The sequence below is a fragment of the Weissella paramesenteroides genome, assembly GCF_051903945.1.
In the GTDB taxonomy this organism is placed as follows: domain Bacteria; phylum Bacillota; class Bacilli; order Lactobacillales; family Lactobacillaceae; genus Weissella; species Weissella paramesenteroides_A.
Map to the genome: position 1 here is coordinate 1974421 of NZ_CP192268.1, position 13666 is coordinate 1988086.

At 37.8% G+C, this 13666-nt stretch carries 16 protein-coding genes; 7 read left to right on the forward strand and 9 right to left on the reverse strand.

All coding sequences use genetic code 11. The features are described 5' to 3' along the window. Nucleotides 1-54: 54 nt before the first annotated feature. From ACQ4QH_RS09780 to ACQ4QH_RS09795, 4 genes are all read right to left on the reverse strand, one after another. Nucleotides 55-906: an aldo/keto reductase gene (locus ACQ4QH_RS09780; protein ID WP_439818717.1), complete on the reverse strand. Its 852-nt coding sequence runs from the start codon at nt 904-906 to the stop codon at nt 55-57. A 92-nt stretch (nt 907-998) separates the two neighbouring features. Further along, on the reverse strand, nt 999-1865 hold the full coding sequence (locus ACQ4QH_RS09785; RefSeq protein WP_439818718.1) for an ABC transporter permease: 867 nt from the start codon (nt 1863-1865) through the stop codon (nt 999-1001). 1 nt (nt 1866) lies between these two features. After that, nucleotides 1867-2733: an ATP-binding cassette domain-containing protein gene (locus tag ACQ4QH_RS09790; RefSeq protein WP_439818719.1), complete on the reverse strand. Its 867-nt coding sequence runs from the start codon at nt 2731-2733 to the stop codon at nt 1867-1869. A 177-nt stretch (nt 2734-2910) separates the two neighbouring features. Beyond that, complete coding sequence (locus ACQ4QH_RS09795; protein WP_439818720.1) at nt 2911-4266, reverse strand: SLC45 family MFS transporter; 1356 nt, start codon at nt 4264-4266, stop codon at nt 2911-2913. 229 nt (nt 4267-4495) lie between these two features. On the opposite strand from ACQ4QH_RS09795, the gene ACQ4QH_RS09800 reads away from it, so the two are divergent. Beyond that, on the forward strand, nt 4496-5428 hold the full coding sequence (locus ACQ4QH_RS09800) for a LacI family DNA-binding transcriptional regulator (protein WP_439818721.1): 933 nt from the start codon (nt 4496-4498) through the stop codon (nt 5426-5428). A 58-nt stretch (nt 5429-5486) separates the two neighbouring features. Here the strand turns inward: ACQ4QH_RS09800 and ACQ4QH_RS09805 are convergent, their stop codons facing one another. The 3 genes from ACQ4QH_RS09805 to ACQ4QH_RS09815 all read right to left on the reverse strand — a co-directional run bounded on the left by ACQ4QH_RS09805 (nt 5487) and on the right by ACQ4QH_RS09815 (nt 7769). Beyond that, a complete protein-coding gene (locus ACQ4QH_RS09805) occupies nt 5487-5852 on the reverse strand; it encodes a DUF3021 family protein (RefSeq protein ID WP_439818722.1) in 366 nt (121 codons plus the stop codon). A 277-nt stretch (nt 5853-6129) separates the two neighbouring features. Further along, nucleotides 6130-7392: a hypothetical protein gene (locus ACQ4QH_RS09810; RefSeq protein WP_439818723.1), complete on the reverse strand. Its 1263-nt coding sequence runs from the start codon at nt 7390-7392 to the stop codon at nt 6130-6132. Nucleotides 7393-7604: 212 nt separating this feature from the next. Then, nucleotides 7605-7769, reverse strand: a complete 165-nt coding sequence (locus ACQ4QH_RS09815; protein ID WP_439818724.1) for a hypothetical protein — start codon at nt 7767-7769, stop codon at nt 7605-7607. Here ACQ4QH_RS09815 and ACQ4QH_RS09820 point away from each other — a divergent pair. After that, a complete protein-coding gene (locus ACQ4QH_RS09820) occupies nt 7769-8647 on the forward strand; it encodes a hypothetical protein (RefSeq protein WP_439818725.1) in 879 nt (292 codons plus the stop codon). The genes ACQ4QH_RS09815 and ACQ4QH_RS09820 overlap by 1 nt on opposite strands. Here ACQ4QH_RS09820 and ACQ4QH_RS09825 read toward each other — a convergent pair. Next, nucleotides 8595-9041, reverse strand: coding sequence for a LysM peptidoglycan-binding domain-containing protein (locus ACQ4QH_RS09825; RefSeq protein WP_439818726.1), 447 nt, complete (start codon nt 9039-9041; stop codon nt 8595-8597). The two genes, ACQ4QH_RS09820 and ACQ4QH_RS09825, sit on opposite strands and share 53 nt — an antisense overlap. A gap of 202 nt (nt 9042-9243) precedes the next feature. On the opposite strand from ACQ4QH_RS09825, the gene ACQ4QH_RS09830 reads away from it, so the two are divergent. From ACQ4QH_RS09830 to ACQ4QH_RS09850, 5 genes are all read left to right on the forward strand, one after another. Further along, nucleotides 9244-10206, forward strand: a complete 963-nt coding sequence (locus ACQ4QH_RS09830; protein WP_439818727.1) for a D-2-hydroxyacid dehydrogenase — start codon at nt 9244-9246, stop codon at nt 10204-10206. A gap of 24 nt (nt 10207-10230) precedes the next feature. Then, a complete protein-coding gene (locus ACQ4QH_RS09835) occupies nt 10231-10398 on the forward strand; it encodes a hypothetical protein (RefSeq protein ID WP_439818728.1) in 168 nt (55 codons plus the stop codon). Nucleotides 10399-10534: 136 nt separating this feature from the next. Continuing rightward, nucleotides 10535-11446 carry an EamA family transporter RarD gene (gene rarD, locus ACQ4QH_RS09840; RefSeq protein ID WP_439818729.1) on the forward strand — a complete coding sequence of 304 codons (912 nt, stop codon included), beginning with the start codon at nt 10535-10537 and terminating at the stop codon, nt 11444-11446. Beyond that, the gene (locus tag ACQ4QH_RS09845) at nt 11443-12042 is read left to right on the forward strand and encodes a pentapeptide repeat-containing protein (protein ID WP_439818730.1); all 600 of its coding nucleotides are present in this window, start codon (nt 11443-11445) and stop codon (nt 12040-12042) included. Before rarD ends, ACQ4QH_RS09845 begins: the two co-directional genes overlap by 4 nt. A 57-nt stretch (nt 12043-12099) precedes the next feature. Further along, complete coding sequence (locus tag ACQ4QH_RS09850; RefSeq protein WP_439818731.1) at nt 12100-12600, forward strand: YbhB/YbcL family Raf kinase inhibitor-like protein; 501 nt, start codon at nt 12100-12102, stop codon at nt 12598-12600. 74 nt (nt 12601-12674) lie between these two features. Here the strand turns inward: ACQ4QH_RS09850 and ACQ4QH_RS09855 are convergent, their stop codons facing one another. Then, nucleotides 12675-13664 (reverse strand): D-2-hydroxyacid dehydrogenase, encoded by a 990-nt coding sequence (locus ACQ4QH_RS09855; protein WP_439818732.1) that lies wholly within the window; start codon nt 13662-13664, stop codon nt 12675-12677. Nucleotides 13665-13666: the final 2 nt, after the last annotated feature.

The following is a 13666-nucleotide window of genomic DNA, read 5'->3' on the forward strand; positions in this document are numbered from 1 at the left end:
AAAAACAAGTGGTTGGAACAGTTATTTTGTTCCAACCACTTGTTTTTAAATTCATTAATTAATTGCTAATGGCACTTTATGATTTGGCTTTGGATACTCTTGATCTAATCGTTTAAGCTCTGTAGGAGTTAGTTCGAGTTTGGTTGCTTGCATATTTGCTGCAGCATGTTCTGGGTTATTGGTCTGTGGAATGGCAATCGTCTGTCCATTTCGTATAATCCAAGCTAGCAACAACACGTATGGTGTCACATCATGTTGATCAGCAATTTCTCTAACTACTTGGTTAGTCAACATTGAAGTACCTAGCTCATTTTGTTTACCACCAACTGGACTATAAGCAATCAAGGGTACATGATGTTCATCCTGCCAAGGTAGCAAATCATACTCAATTCCCCGTTCCTCAATATTATAAAGATCTTCATTGACAGCTGCGTACTTTCCAGCAGGCAACTCCCAGAGTTCTTTCATATCCGCAACATCAAAATTTGAGACACCCCAAGCTTTAATTTTACCAATTTGCTTCATACGGTCTAATTCGGCAATGGTTTCAGCTAAAGGAACACCACCACGCCAATGATAAAGGTAAAGGTCAAGATAGTCTGTTTGTAACCGATGTAATGACTCATCTAAATGATGAGCCAATTTCGCCTGAGATGCATTATTTGGTAACACCTTTGAAACTAAATAAATCTCATCACGTTGATAGGGTTCCAGCGCTTTCCCAACCAACGTTTCTGATTTACCTGAACCATACATCTCGGCTGTATCAATTAACCGAGCATCTGCATCTAATCCGCTACGAATGGCATTGATTTCACGTTGTTCTTGTGATGGATCTTCTCCCATATGCCATGTTCCAATTCCAATTGCTGGTACTTCCACACCTGCTAATGTCACTTTCTTCATCGCATTCTCCAATCTAGCATATTACATAGTGACTACACTCCGTAGTCTAACTAAAAGCACCATTAAATACAATCAATACCATTTAAAAACTATTAATAATCTAACTTATTCATCTTATTAGAAATTCTATACTCAACAATTAATACGATAATTAAAAAAAGTACAAATAAACCAATTACGGTCATTAATGATTGGTTAAAATTCAATAAATGGTTCCATTTCAATTGGATTCCTAACTCTTCAGAAAACTCATTTCGTTGTGCCACTTTAGGGAAAAGGTCTATCATATCATCGTTCAAAAGTGTCTGACGATAAAGTGACGCAACGTACGATCCAGGAGTCAATTTAACTAAAAATTGGGCAAATTCAGGTAATATACCAATTGGTATATATGCACCAACTAAAAATCCAGAAACTGTTCCAACAAGGCTAGCAATAGCATTTAAGGTATTTCTGTTATGAACAAATATCATAATAACAGCACTAACAAGTGCATTTACTACTGATCCCAATACCATCAAACCAATCAACACAACAATTTTTGGCAATGCGATGCTCAAATCATCCACAAAATGAAAATAAACATACATCACTACAAAAACGACAATCTGCATGATGTAGCTAATTATTGCTGCACTCAAAACGTAGCCAAATGTTAATTTAAATCGACTAGTTCCTGTTAAAATAAAATCATTTTCTGTATCTTTTTCATGATCTTCAACTTTTTGACTCAAAGCGGACAATGTCGTTGTAATAGCTGTAATTCCCAACGTGCCACCAATCAGCCATAGATCTAAGAATGCGGTATGACCAGGTATTCTACCCCAATCACCGGCAATCGTATCTTTTAAAAACGCAATATATAAAATAAAAGAGATTATAGCCGCTAGTAATGAAAAGAACACACCCGATTTATTACGGAAGTACAACAGCAAATTTCGGTAGCATAGTATAAACATATCAATGCATCTCCTTTCCTGTTAAGGCAATGAACGCATCATCAATCGTACCCTCTCGATATTCAAAATGCGTTATGCTTGGTTCAATCTCACGTAAAATACGCAAGGTTTCTTTCGTATTCTCTGGCATAAGTCGCAATTTATTTTTTGCGATAACAGTGTACTGTACTGAAGATAGTTTCTCTTTAATAACTTCTATATCGTTGGTTTCCAAAATGAGTTGATTTTTAGCATATTGATATTTCAAATCAGTCGCTGAACCATGCGCAATTAATTTCCCTTGATCAATAATAAAAATCATATCTGACTGATCTGCTTCTTCTAAATAGTGTGTTGTCAAAACAACGGTTAATTTTTCTTTTTGGCGTAATTTCGTCAAAATTTCCCAAATCGCTTTTCTAGTCTGAATATCTAATCCAGCCGTTGGCTCATCTAGGAATAAAATATCTGGATTACCTATTAACGCCCTTGCAATATCAGTCCGTCGTCTTTGCCCACCAGAAAGCTGACCATATCGCTTATTAGCAAATGAGCTAACGCCTAATTTATACATCACTTGATCAATTTCTGATTTATCTGCTTTACCGGTCATTTTCTGACGAATATTTAAATTTTCCGACACTGTCAATTCCGCATCTAATACACTTGTTTGAAATACCACACCAATCTTTGGTGTTTTTGTATGATAAATAATTTTGCCACTTGTTGGTGACAATAAACCAAGTAACATCGATATAGTTGTGGATTTCCCCGCACCATTTGGACCAAGAATTGCTGTAAAACTCCCTTGATCAATCGACATATCTAGCTTATCAACAGCAACTTGATCCCCAAAAACTTTCGTAAGCCTCTTTGTTTCTAGATACATCCTACTCCCCCTTCAAATGATGATACTTCCCACTAACTTACCTAATATTATACTGGCATTTTCACCATATTCTGTCATTTGCAATGATTGGTCTATTTATTTAGAAAATCGGTCATATTTTAGGCATAAAAATAGACGATAGCTTATCGATAAGCTACCGTCTAAAATTTTCATTCATTATCTGACAGAATCACCATGTTCAACTGATGTTTCCTTTATAAACCAAACACTTAGTCCACCAATAATAAATAGAACTGCTGATATCATAATCATATGTGGCATTTGATTTCCTAACAATGGATAAAGGGCAAATGACATTATTGATGCAACGATTTGTGGCAAGCAGATCCATGTGTTAAATAATCCCATGTAAGTACCATCATGCATACCATCTAAGGCATTGGTCAAAATCGTAAATGGAATCGCGTTCATTGTTACCCAAGCAATTCCTAACAAAATAAATGATAGTGCTGAAACTGTCTTTGAACCAGTTGTTGCTAGCATAAAGAACCCAACCGCTCCTAAGAACAAACCAAGTGTATAAGCTGGCTTACGTGTTTTATTGCTCAAACGTGAAATCACTAGTCCCCAAATAATAGCGGCTATTGTCTCAATTGATGATAGCACACCAAACCAATTTCCAGCAGCTTGGAAGGCCCCTGACGAAGCATCAGTTGTGTGCCAAATGTTATCTGCTACAGCACCTGTACCATATGTCCACAAGTATTGGAATCCTGCCCAGCAGAAGAACTGTACAATCCCCAGTGTCCAGAATACTTTTGGCGCATTTTTAATAATTTCCACAACGTTAGTTTTTTCTGTTGTTTCAGTTAATCCATGATATTCTGCATATTTACTTGGCTCATATTCATCAACCTTCCAGATAGTAAATGCAGCAGAAATGGCAAGAATAATAGCTCCTAAATAGAATGACCACTTCACAGATGATGGTAACTCACCCTGTGCTGCAACGTTTGCAACACCAATTGCAGTAAAGAAATATGGGAATAGGTTAGCAATCACACCACCAATATTTCCCCAAATCGTTTGCCATGACCATGCCATATCCTTCTGACTATCATTAACCATGTCTGAGATCATCATCTTAAATGGTTGCATTGACATATTTGATGACAAGTCCATGAATAGAATAGCAACAGCACCAAACCAAAGGGCTGTTGATGCTTTGAATCCAAATGATCCCGCATTCGGCAATAATGCCATCACGACAATCGCAACGATTGATCCTAAAATAAGATATGGTAATCGACGACCAATTTTAGGAATCCATGTCCGATCTGAGAAGTAACCAACTAATGGTTGAACAACCATACCAGCCAATGGTGGCAAAATAAAGAAGAAACCTAACTTCGTTGGATCAGCTCCCAAAGTTTGAAAGATACGTCCCATATTGGCACTTTGTAGTGAAAAAGCCATTGATGTTCCTAAGTTTCCAAAGGTCATTAACATCAGTGTTGCAATTGACAACGTTGGCAAATGTTTTTTACCAAAGGTTTTTTTTGACTCTGACATATTTTAACTCCATAATCATAAAATTTTATATTTGCATTCAATGTATGAAAGCGCTTTACTTACAAATAAAACTATACGTCTTCAAACACCGTTATGAAAGCGCATTCTTTATGTTACCGGTAACATGTTTTCTGACACTGCGTAAAATTACGCGCCAAATAGCAATCATGGTATGATGTAATAAGGAGTTTTAGAAAACGTTTTCAAATAAAGCATCGAGGTCAATCTTATGGTTTCAATATCTGACGTGGCTCACGAAGCACATGTTTCAAAAATGACTGTCTCACGAGTCATCAACCATCCTGAACAAGTATCATCTGAAATTCGAAAAGATGTACAACGCGTTATTTCACAGTTAGGATATGTTCAAAATCGTGCTGGTAGAGCACTGGCAAATAATCGTCATTACAACATTGCATTTATTTTATTAGACAATGTGAATGAAATTGAACCCTATTATGCCCACCTACTTATGCATTTAACGGATGCCCTACGTGAAGAAGGTTATACATTAGAAATGCGCCATGATCGCAATTTTGATCTAACAAACGTCGACGGTTTTTTGATTTGTGGTGCACGCCATAGTGATTTCGCTGTCTTACACAACTTACCTATCCCAGTTGTGATATACGGTACGGAATCCGGCATTACTTCAGTAGATATTGATAACAAGGCTGGTACCCTTCTCGCGACCAAATTATTAATTAGCCAAAAATACCAACGCTTATTATTTTTGGGTATGGATATTGACGAGCCATTTGCAACTAACCGTGAAATGGGTTATCGCCAAGCAATGCATGAAGCCGGTCGTGAAGTTGAAATCTATCGTTTGCCTAATAACGAATATATTGTGCAACGCTTTTTACAAAATGATGATTTGAGCGCTAACACAGGTATCATCGCTGCAACTGATCGCCTAGGTCTGGGCGCCTTAAGAGCAAGTCGACAGCAAGGATTACAAGTTCCAGATGATATTGGTATTGTTGGTTTTGATGGTATTTATATTCATCAACTGGCAGAGCAACCACTGACTACAGTCCAACAACCACTTAAAGAAATTGCAGGACACATGGTGCAATTATTGCTAGCTGAGTTATCTGGTAAAACTGTCGAATCAGTATATGTCGTACCTAAACTCATCCATGGTGAAACGACAAAGTGAAAAATAAGTAAATAGTATAAAATAGGCCGGGACTGAATTATCCCGGCCTATTTTACACCTAACTTTGAATTATTTTAAAAACCACTGCTAAGACTGACCAAATCAATAGTCCAACGAAAGCAAAATAAAGAAAAATCAATAATGCATCCTTTAAATTATTTAACGGAAACCAACCGCTGAGTAACAATACAGGATAAACCGTGATAAACATTAGCAAAAAATGAATTAGACTTTGTTTAGCAAAGCTCCACTGATCAATCTCATAAATAACTGTCGTCACACCCACAAATAATAATATCAATGCCATACAAAAGGTTCCTTTTGCCTCTTGGAATTTATTTTGTGTACTCAACATAAATGCAATACTACCCAAAATAATAAAAGGTATACCCCCACGCATAATTCCTGAAAGTAATAATTTCATCCTGATTTCCCCCTTATGGCTTCTCAAGATTGATGTACTATATGCTATGTATACCTTAATTATAAGTTAAATCTCTCACATAATATAAAAAAGCAACCAAATTCGTGAAGAATTCAGTTGCTTAACATTAATATGTTGGAAATATGTTGGACAAACTCACAAAAATTTAATTGTCTAATAATCAATTATTATTTACTACAATAGTCTACAAACTTAGTTAAGCTGCAAACAACGAGTAGCTGATATGATACCCCATACACCATTTTAAAAATAGTTATCATCTAAACGACTCTGTAGCTCCTGTGTCTAGATTCTCAGCGTATGCCCCCGTCCAAACTCCATTAACATACTGGTAAACATACTCCATTTTATTTTTTAGATTATATTCATGCCAAAACGCTCCTGGTTCTGGTACTGTTGTAAATTTATAATTCTTAGGGCTATGTGTAGAACTATATAAGTTTCCACCGTTATTATACACTGAATCATCAATTAAGCTGTTAGACATTGGCTTGATATATCCCCACTGACCGCCAACGTATACTTTTAAGTCGTTATTTGAAAAAATTGTAGCATACCAATTATAGTTAGCTTCATTTACATAATCAGCATATTCTGTTGGCTCATAATAAATTACGTCACCTGCTTTAACTACTGAAACAAAATGCTTTCGTGCATTATCTGAATAGAAGTTAAATGAATCGATTGCATAAAGTTTTTTTACCGTATTATCGGGTGCTGAACTATCAGAGCCATTGGTTGGCGTATCCGAATTATGAGGTATCTCAACACTTGCATTGAATGATTCAGTAGCTCCTGTGTCTAGATTCTCAGCGTATGCCCCCGTCCAAACTCCATTAACATACTGGTAAACATACTCCATTTTATTTTTTAGATTATATTCATGCCAAAACGCTCCTGGTTCTGGTACTGTTGTAAATTTATAATTCTTAGGGCTATGTGTAGAACTATATAAGTTTCCACCGTTATTATACACTGAATCATCAATTAAGCTGTTAGACATTGGCTTGATATATCCCCACTGACCGCCAACGTATACTTTTAAGTCGTTATTTGAAAAAATTGTAGCATACCAATTATAGTTAGCTTCATTTACATAATCAGCATATTCTGTTGGCTCATAATAAATTACGTCACCTGCTTTAACTACTGAAACAAAATGCTTTCGTGCATTATCTGAATAGAAGTTAAATGAATCGATTGCATAAAGTTTTTTTACCGTATTATTGGGTGCTGAACTATCAGAGCCATTGGTTGGCGTATCCGAATTATGAGGTATCTCAACACTTGCATTGAATGATTCAGTAGCTCCTGTATCCAGGTTCTCAGCGTATGCCTCCGTCCAAACTCCATTAACATACTGGTAAACATACTCCATTTTATTTTTTAGATTATATTCATGCCAAAACGCTCCTGGTTCTGGTACTGTTGTAAATTTATAATTCTTAGGGCTATGTGTAGAATTATATAAGTTTCCACCGTTATTATACACTGAATCATCAATTAAGCTGTTAGACATTGGCTTGATATATCCCCACTGACCGCCAACGTATACTTTTAAGTCGTTATTTGAAAAAATTGTAGCGTACCAATTATAGTTAGCTTCATTTATATAATCAGCATATTCTGTTGGCTCATAATAAATTACGTCACCTGCTTTAACTACTGAAACAAAATGCTTTCGTGCATTATCTGAATAGAAGTTAAATGAGTCGATTGCATAAAGCTTTTTTACCGTATCATTTGGTGCAACACTTGAAGCCGCCTCACTTGATGATGATGCTGCACTGGATGACGTTGCTGCACTGGATGACGTTGCTGCACTGGATGACGTTGCTGCGCTTGATGATGATGCTGCACTGGATGCCGCTGCTGCGCTTGATGCTGCCGCTGCATTGGATGATGCCGCTGCACTTGATGCTGCTGCTGCACTTGATGCCGCTGCTGCACTGGATGCTGCTGCTGCACTGGATGCCGCTGCTGCACTGGATGCTGCTGCGCTTGATGCTGCCGCTGCACTGGATGCTGCCGCTGCACTGGATGCTGCCGCTGCATTGGATGATGCCGCTGCGCTTGATGCTGCTGCTGCACTGGATGCCGCTGCTGCACTGGATGCCGCTGCACTTGATGCTGCTGCTGCACTTGATGCCGCTGCTGCACTGGATGCTGCTGCGCTTGATGCTGCCGCTGCACTGGATGCTGCTACTGCGCTTGATGCCGCTACTGCACTGGATGCCGCTACTGCACTGGATGCCGCTGCTGCGCTTGATGCCGCTGCTGCGCTTGATGCTGCTGCTGCGCTTGATGCTGCTGCTGCACTGGATGCCGCTGCTGCGCTTGATGCTGCTGCTGCGCTTGATGCTGCCGCTTCACTTGATGCCGCTGCTGCACTGGATGCCGCTGCTGCACTGGATGCTGCTGCTGCGCTTGATGCTGCCGCTTCACTTGATGCCGCTGCTGCGCTTGATGCTGCTGCTGCGCTTGATGCTGCCGCTTCACTGGATGCCGCTGCTGCACTGGATGCTGCTGCACTGGATGCTGCTGCACTGGATGCCGCTGCTGCGCTCGATGATGCTGCTGCACTCGATGATGCCGCTGCTGCACTGGATGCCGCTGCGCTTGATGCTGCTGCTGCACTCGATGATGCTGCCTCACTTGATACCGCTGCTGCACTCGATGATGCCGCTTCACTTGATGACGTTGCCGCGCTTGATGACACTACTACGTTAGACACTGCTGATGTATTATATTTTTTGTTGCCTGAACAAAATTAAACGATGTATCTTGAATAGTTTCAGATGGTAGTACTGAATAGTCCAACACTGTGAACAGATGTTGATCTTCAAGTGTGACACCTGCCAATATAAAGTTAGGATTAACAATGTGGTACCTTATGGCAAGTTCTTCAACACTTATATTAAAATATTTTGCTATACCAGATAAGGTATCTCCCCAAACTACTCTATAGTTAGATAAATCATCAGTAGAATATACATGTTGAATATTCATATTTTTTTGAATGACCAACTGACTGTTAGCCTGCCAATATGTATTTTCATTTACGCCCGAATTAGCAAATATTTCGGTTAAAGTTGTCGTAGATATCAAAGAAGCTGCAACAACACCAGTTAATAATATTTTCCCTGAATTAAACCGCTTTTTACTCATAATTATGCCCGTTTCCTTTTTGAATAACTATGAAAAAATTTTATCATATATACTTTAATATATCTATCATTATATTTTCATTATGTATAAAAGCAAATGTTTGATACATATTTCACAATCATTAAAGAAACCAATTTTTTTATTATATTGCATAAATTAGAAAGTGCTATACTGAAAAAAATTGCAAAAGGAAGTAACTATCATGACAAAAATTGTTCTTTTAGACGGGTATGCATTAAACAACGATTTAGATTGGCGTCCACTCAATCAATTAGGTGACTGTACCTTGTATGATCGAACGAATGTTGATGATAAAGCTGAAATTTTGCATCGAATTGATGATACTGAAATCGTAATCACTCACAAAACACCACTAGATGATGACATCATCAGTCATGCACCTAATCTTAAATATATTGGCATTATGGGTACTGGTTATGATGTTGTCGACATTGATAGTGCCCATAAACATCAGATTACTGTAACTAACATCCCCACTTATGCAAGTGAAGCAGTCGCGCAATTTACCTTCTCACTGTTACTGGAAGTTACCGGACAGGTTGGTCTCCACAATCAATTAGTTCATGAAAATAAATGGTCACAGGTACCAGATTTCACATTTTGGGACAAACCTTTATTTGAATTACAAGGCAAAACATTGGGATTGATTGGTTACGGACATATCGCACAAAAGGTTGCCAAAATTGCCCACGCATTTGCAATGAACATCATTTTCTATAATCATCGTCCAAAACCCAATGCTGAAGAATGGGCAACACAAGTCTCTTTAGATGAATTGTTGGCACAATCTGATGTCATTAGTCTGCATGTGATACAAACACCTGATACAATCAATATAATCAATAAGTCAACAATTTCCAAGATGAAACGTCATGCCATTATATTAAATACAGCCAGAGGAAAGTTGATTAACGAAGTGGATATGGCAGATGCCTTAAATCATCACCGTGTTTATGCATTAGCAACCGATGTTGTACAAAAAGAGCCAATCAAAGCGGACAATCCCTTGTTAACCGCTCAAAATTGTATCATCACACCACACATTGCTTGGGCACCCCTGGAAACTCGAGCAAGATTGCTGGATATTACAATTAATAACCTAAAAGCATTTCTAATTGGAAATCCAGTCAATGTCGTTGACTAGTTATCATTTTTTGGAGGTAACAATATGGCACGTCTTTCAGGACTGTTTTCTTTGATTATGGCAATCGCCATCCTTAATAATTTTTTTGTTGATAATCACCCAGATATCGTCAGAATATCCCTCATTATCATCATTATTGTTTCTTTGATTGGTATTTTTTACATTCAAAAGATTTTTCCGAAAGATAACTAACATCTAGCTAAGGAAAATTGTCCATAGGAACAATCAACATATATCAATGAATTATTAAAAGCGTTAGCATGAACCATATCAATATGTCACAATACCATGAAGTTTATCATTGAATAAGAATAAGGACAGGCGATTTATGGAAAACAAAAAATTAGGCGTTCAATCTGGCTTATTAGCATATATATTCTGGGGTGTATTAGGCGTTTTTTGGGAACTTATGCACACTGTTCCTGCAATGGACATTTTATCCTACCGAATTGTCTGGTCAATGTTAACAATCGCCATGATTCTGACAATTCGGCGAGACTGGTCCTTGCTATTTAACACAATTAAGCAATTAATCCATACTCATAAACTAAAATGGCTTATTCTAGCTTCATTTCTAATTTCAGCTAACTGGTTCATCTACATTTACATGGTGACTCATCAAGCAGCTACTGAAGCAAGTCTCGGATATTACATCATGCCGCTCATGAACGTAGTTGTTGCCGTCCTATTACTACATGAACATCTATCAAAAACGAGAATCATTGCATTGACCTTTGTTGTTATCGGCGTTGCGATCCTGACGTTTCAAACGGGTTCATTACCTTTGAATACATTATTAATGGCTGGTACGTTCTGTTTGTATAGTTTAATTAAAAAGAAAGTACCACTACCAGCCCTTATCTCATTAACTTTAGAAACCCTTTTCGTTTTTCCAATTGCTATCATCTATCTGCTACTAACACCCTATAATATGTTACAAGGTAATCCACATGTTACAGTACTCATTATTCTCAGTGGATTAGTGACAATTATTCCCTTATTACTGTTTGCTGTCGCTGCTAAGAACATTGACTTCATTACACTCAGTTTCATTCAATATCTAAATCCGACCATGCAATTACTAATGGCCATATTCGTTCTTAATGAAGCATTTACTTGGCATAAAGCCATTGTTTTCATTTTAATTTGGATTGGTATTGCAGTGTTCGTCTATGGCAGTATACAAAGTGCGCGCCAAACACGCCAAATTCAAAATAAATCGAAAGGAAGCAATGTATGATTACCAAGCAACGACTCTCCTTAGACGAAGTAGTCCCTGGTGAAACTTACGAGGATTGTTTATTTCTATATTCTTCAGAAAGAATCCACGTTGATTCAGTAAAATTTAAAAACTGTGAGTTTCAGCAAACGGACTTTTCAGATAGCGAATGGCTGGACTGTCAGATTGCAAACTGTCATTTTCTTAACAATGATTTCTCATCTAGCGTTTTTTACCGTACCATTTTTAATAAATGCCAACTAATGGGGACTGATTTTTCAAATAATCACTGGAAAAACACAACCATTGCTGATTCAAAGGCAGACTACCTCAATCTATCTGGATCTAAAATAGAAAACAGTCAATTTGAAAAAAGCAGTCTAGTTAGCGCCTACTTTCAAGACATGCAAATAAAAAAGGGATTGAATTTTACCCAATGTGAACTCGATAAAACTGATTTCTTAGATACTGCTTTAGTTGGCGTAGATATTTCTAAAAGTTTTTTTGAAACGTTAAATGTGACAACTGATCAAATTCGTGGTTGCATAATCAGTCCGGTACAAGCCATTGCATTTATCGGTCTGCTTGGTGTTAAAATTAATGATGAAGATTCTTAGTGATTGTAAATTCAATATGCTAGATTAGAATTAATACTCAATACTGGAGGATTTATTATGAAAATTGACGTTGCATTAGATAACAATTTTATTCCTGATAAGTACGCAAAATTTGCACCAGATCAATATCGACTTGATGATACACCAGTTGTAAATTTTCCGATTAAGGTCAGTGATGTTCCTACTGGTACCGAATCATTGTCTGTCGTCTTTATCGATTACGATTCAGTGCCGGTTGCTGGTTTTGTCTGGATTCATTGGTTAGCAGCTAATCTACCAGTTGGTGATATAACTGAAGACCTTTCACATACTAATATTTCGTATGTGCCCGGTACCAACTCGCAGTATTCACAATATCGTCTGGACAATCCAGCACTAACGCAAAGCTATACTGGCCCAATGCCACCAGATAAAACTCATGATTATACACTTAAAGTTTTCGCCTTAGATACGACGTTAGACTTAAAAGCTGGCTACTTCCTCAATGATTTCCGCCGTGCAGTTAAAGGACATGTATTAGGCACTGCCTCATTAGACTTACCAGCTCGTAGCAAATAATGTTTCATGTGAAACAATGAATTTTTATAACCATAAAAAGTAGGTCACTTCATTTGAAATGACCTACTTTTTCCTTAGCTAACTGTATGTTCACTTGCCTTACCAGACAAAATAGCTACCGTATCATCTAGGCTAATATCCACCATGTTTTGAACAGCAATATTAGTATAGAAGCCAACATGTGGTGTGATAATAACATTGTCGTACTGACGTAATTGAATTAAATCTTGGTTAGGCAGCTCTTGATCTCGTAAATCAAAATTGAAGAACGTCTCCTCACCAACCATCGTATCCAATGCTGCACCAGCTAGTCGTTGTTCTGCTAATGCAGCTAACAAAGCACTTGTATCCACCACTGGTCCACGACACTCATTGATTAAATATGCAGTTGGTTTCATTAAAGCTAGTGCAGCTTCATCAATCAAACCTCGTGATGTGTCATTTAAATCAACATGCAAACAAATGACGTCTGCTTGTTGAAGAACTTCTTCAAACAACAAGAAAGTGAGCACATCATCTAATTCATGATTAGGTTTAATGTCATACGCGATAACCTTTGCATCCAAAGCATGAAATAGACGTGCTGCTGTGCCGCCTATTCTTCCGGCACCAATAATGCCAATTGTTAATGAATGAATTTCACTTCCTTGTAAGCCAGCCCAACGAAAATCCTGTTCACGGACACGTTGATCAACTAATTCTTGCTTTCTAATTAAACGTAACGTATGTGTTAGTGCTAATTCGGCTACTGATCGAGGTGAATATGCCGGTACATTGCTGACAATCAAATCATTTTCAGCTGCCGCCTTTAAATCAATCACATCATACCCAGCTGTTCGCGTTGTCAGCTGTTTGATACCCAATTCATGCAATCGTGGGTAGACATCCGATTCAATCTGACTGCGTTGCTGAATAACTAATCCATCAAAACCAGCCACCTGATCCACGGTCTCTGAATGTAATTCCCATTCTGCAATGGTTAACGCCACATCTGGATGATGATTACCCCACTTCTCAATTGCTGCATGCTCATCTGGTCGAACACTTAATAGTAAAATTTTCATTT

Bases quoted from the DNA above. Each gene is read 5' to 3' on its own strand.
- ACQ4QH_RS09780 (WP_439818717.1), bottom strand. From the start codon at position 906: ATGAAGAAAGTGACATTAGCAGGTGTGGAAGTACCAGCAATTGGAATT.
- ACQ4QH_RS09830 (WP_439818727.1), top strand. From the start codon at position 9,244: ATGACAAAAATTGTTCTTTTAGACGGGTATGCATTAAACAACGATTTA.
- ACQ4QH_RS09850 (WP_439818731.1), top strand. From the start codon at position 12,100: ATGAAAATTGACGTTGCATTAGATAACAATTTTATTCCTGATAAGTAC.
- ACQ4QH_RS09785 (WP_439818718.1), bottom strand. From the start codon at position 1,865: ATGTTTATACTATGCTACCGAAATTTGCTGTTGTACTTCCGTAATAAA.
- ACQ4QH_RS09805 (WP_439818722.1), bottom strand. From the start codon at position 5,852: ATGAAATTATTACTTTCAGGAATTATGCGTGGGGGTATACCTTTTATT.
- ACQ4QH_RS09790 (WP_439818719.1), bottom strand. From the start codon at position 2,733: ATGTATCTAGAAACAAAGAGGCTTACGAAAGTTTTTGGGGATCAAGTT.
- ACQ4QH_RS09825 (WP_439818726.1), bottom strand. From the start codon at position 9,041: ATGAGTAAAAAGCGGTTTAATTCAGGGAAAATATTATTAACTGGTGTT.
- ACQ4QH_RS09855 (WP_439818732.1), bottom strand. From the start codon at position 13,664: ATGAAAATTTTACTATTAAGTGTTCGACCAGATGAGCATGCAGCAATT.
- ACQ4QH_RS09795 (WP_439818720.1), bottom strand. From the start codon at position 4,266: ATGTCAGAGTCAAAAAAAACCTTTGGTAAAAAACATTTGCCAACGTTG.
- ACQ4QH_RS09845 (WP_439818730.1), top strand. From the start codon at position 11,443: ATGATTACCAAGCAACGACTCTCCTTAGACGAAGTAGTCCCTGGTGAA.
- rarD (WP_439818729.1), top strand. From the start codon at position 10,535: ATGGAAAACAAAAAATTAGGCGTTCAATCTGGCTTATTAGCATATATA.
- ACQ4QH_RS09800 (WP_439818721.1), top strand. From the start codon at position 4,496: ATGGTTTCAATATCTGACGTGGCTCACGAAGCACATGTTTCAAAAATG.
- ACQ4QH_RS09835 (WP_439818728.1), top strand. From the start codon at position 10,231: ATGGCACGTCTTTCAGGACTGTTTTCTTTGATTATGGCAATCGCCATC.
- ACQ4QH_RS09815 (WP_439818724.1), bottom strand. From the start codon at position 7,769: ATGCAGCGGCAGCATCAAGCGCAGCAGCGGCATCCAGTGCAGCATCAT.
- ACQ4QH_RS09810 (WP_439818723.1), bottom strand. From the start codon at position 7,392: ATGTCTAACAGCTTAATTGATGATTCAGTGTATAATAACGGTGGAAAC.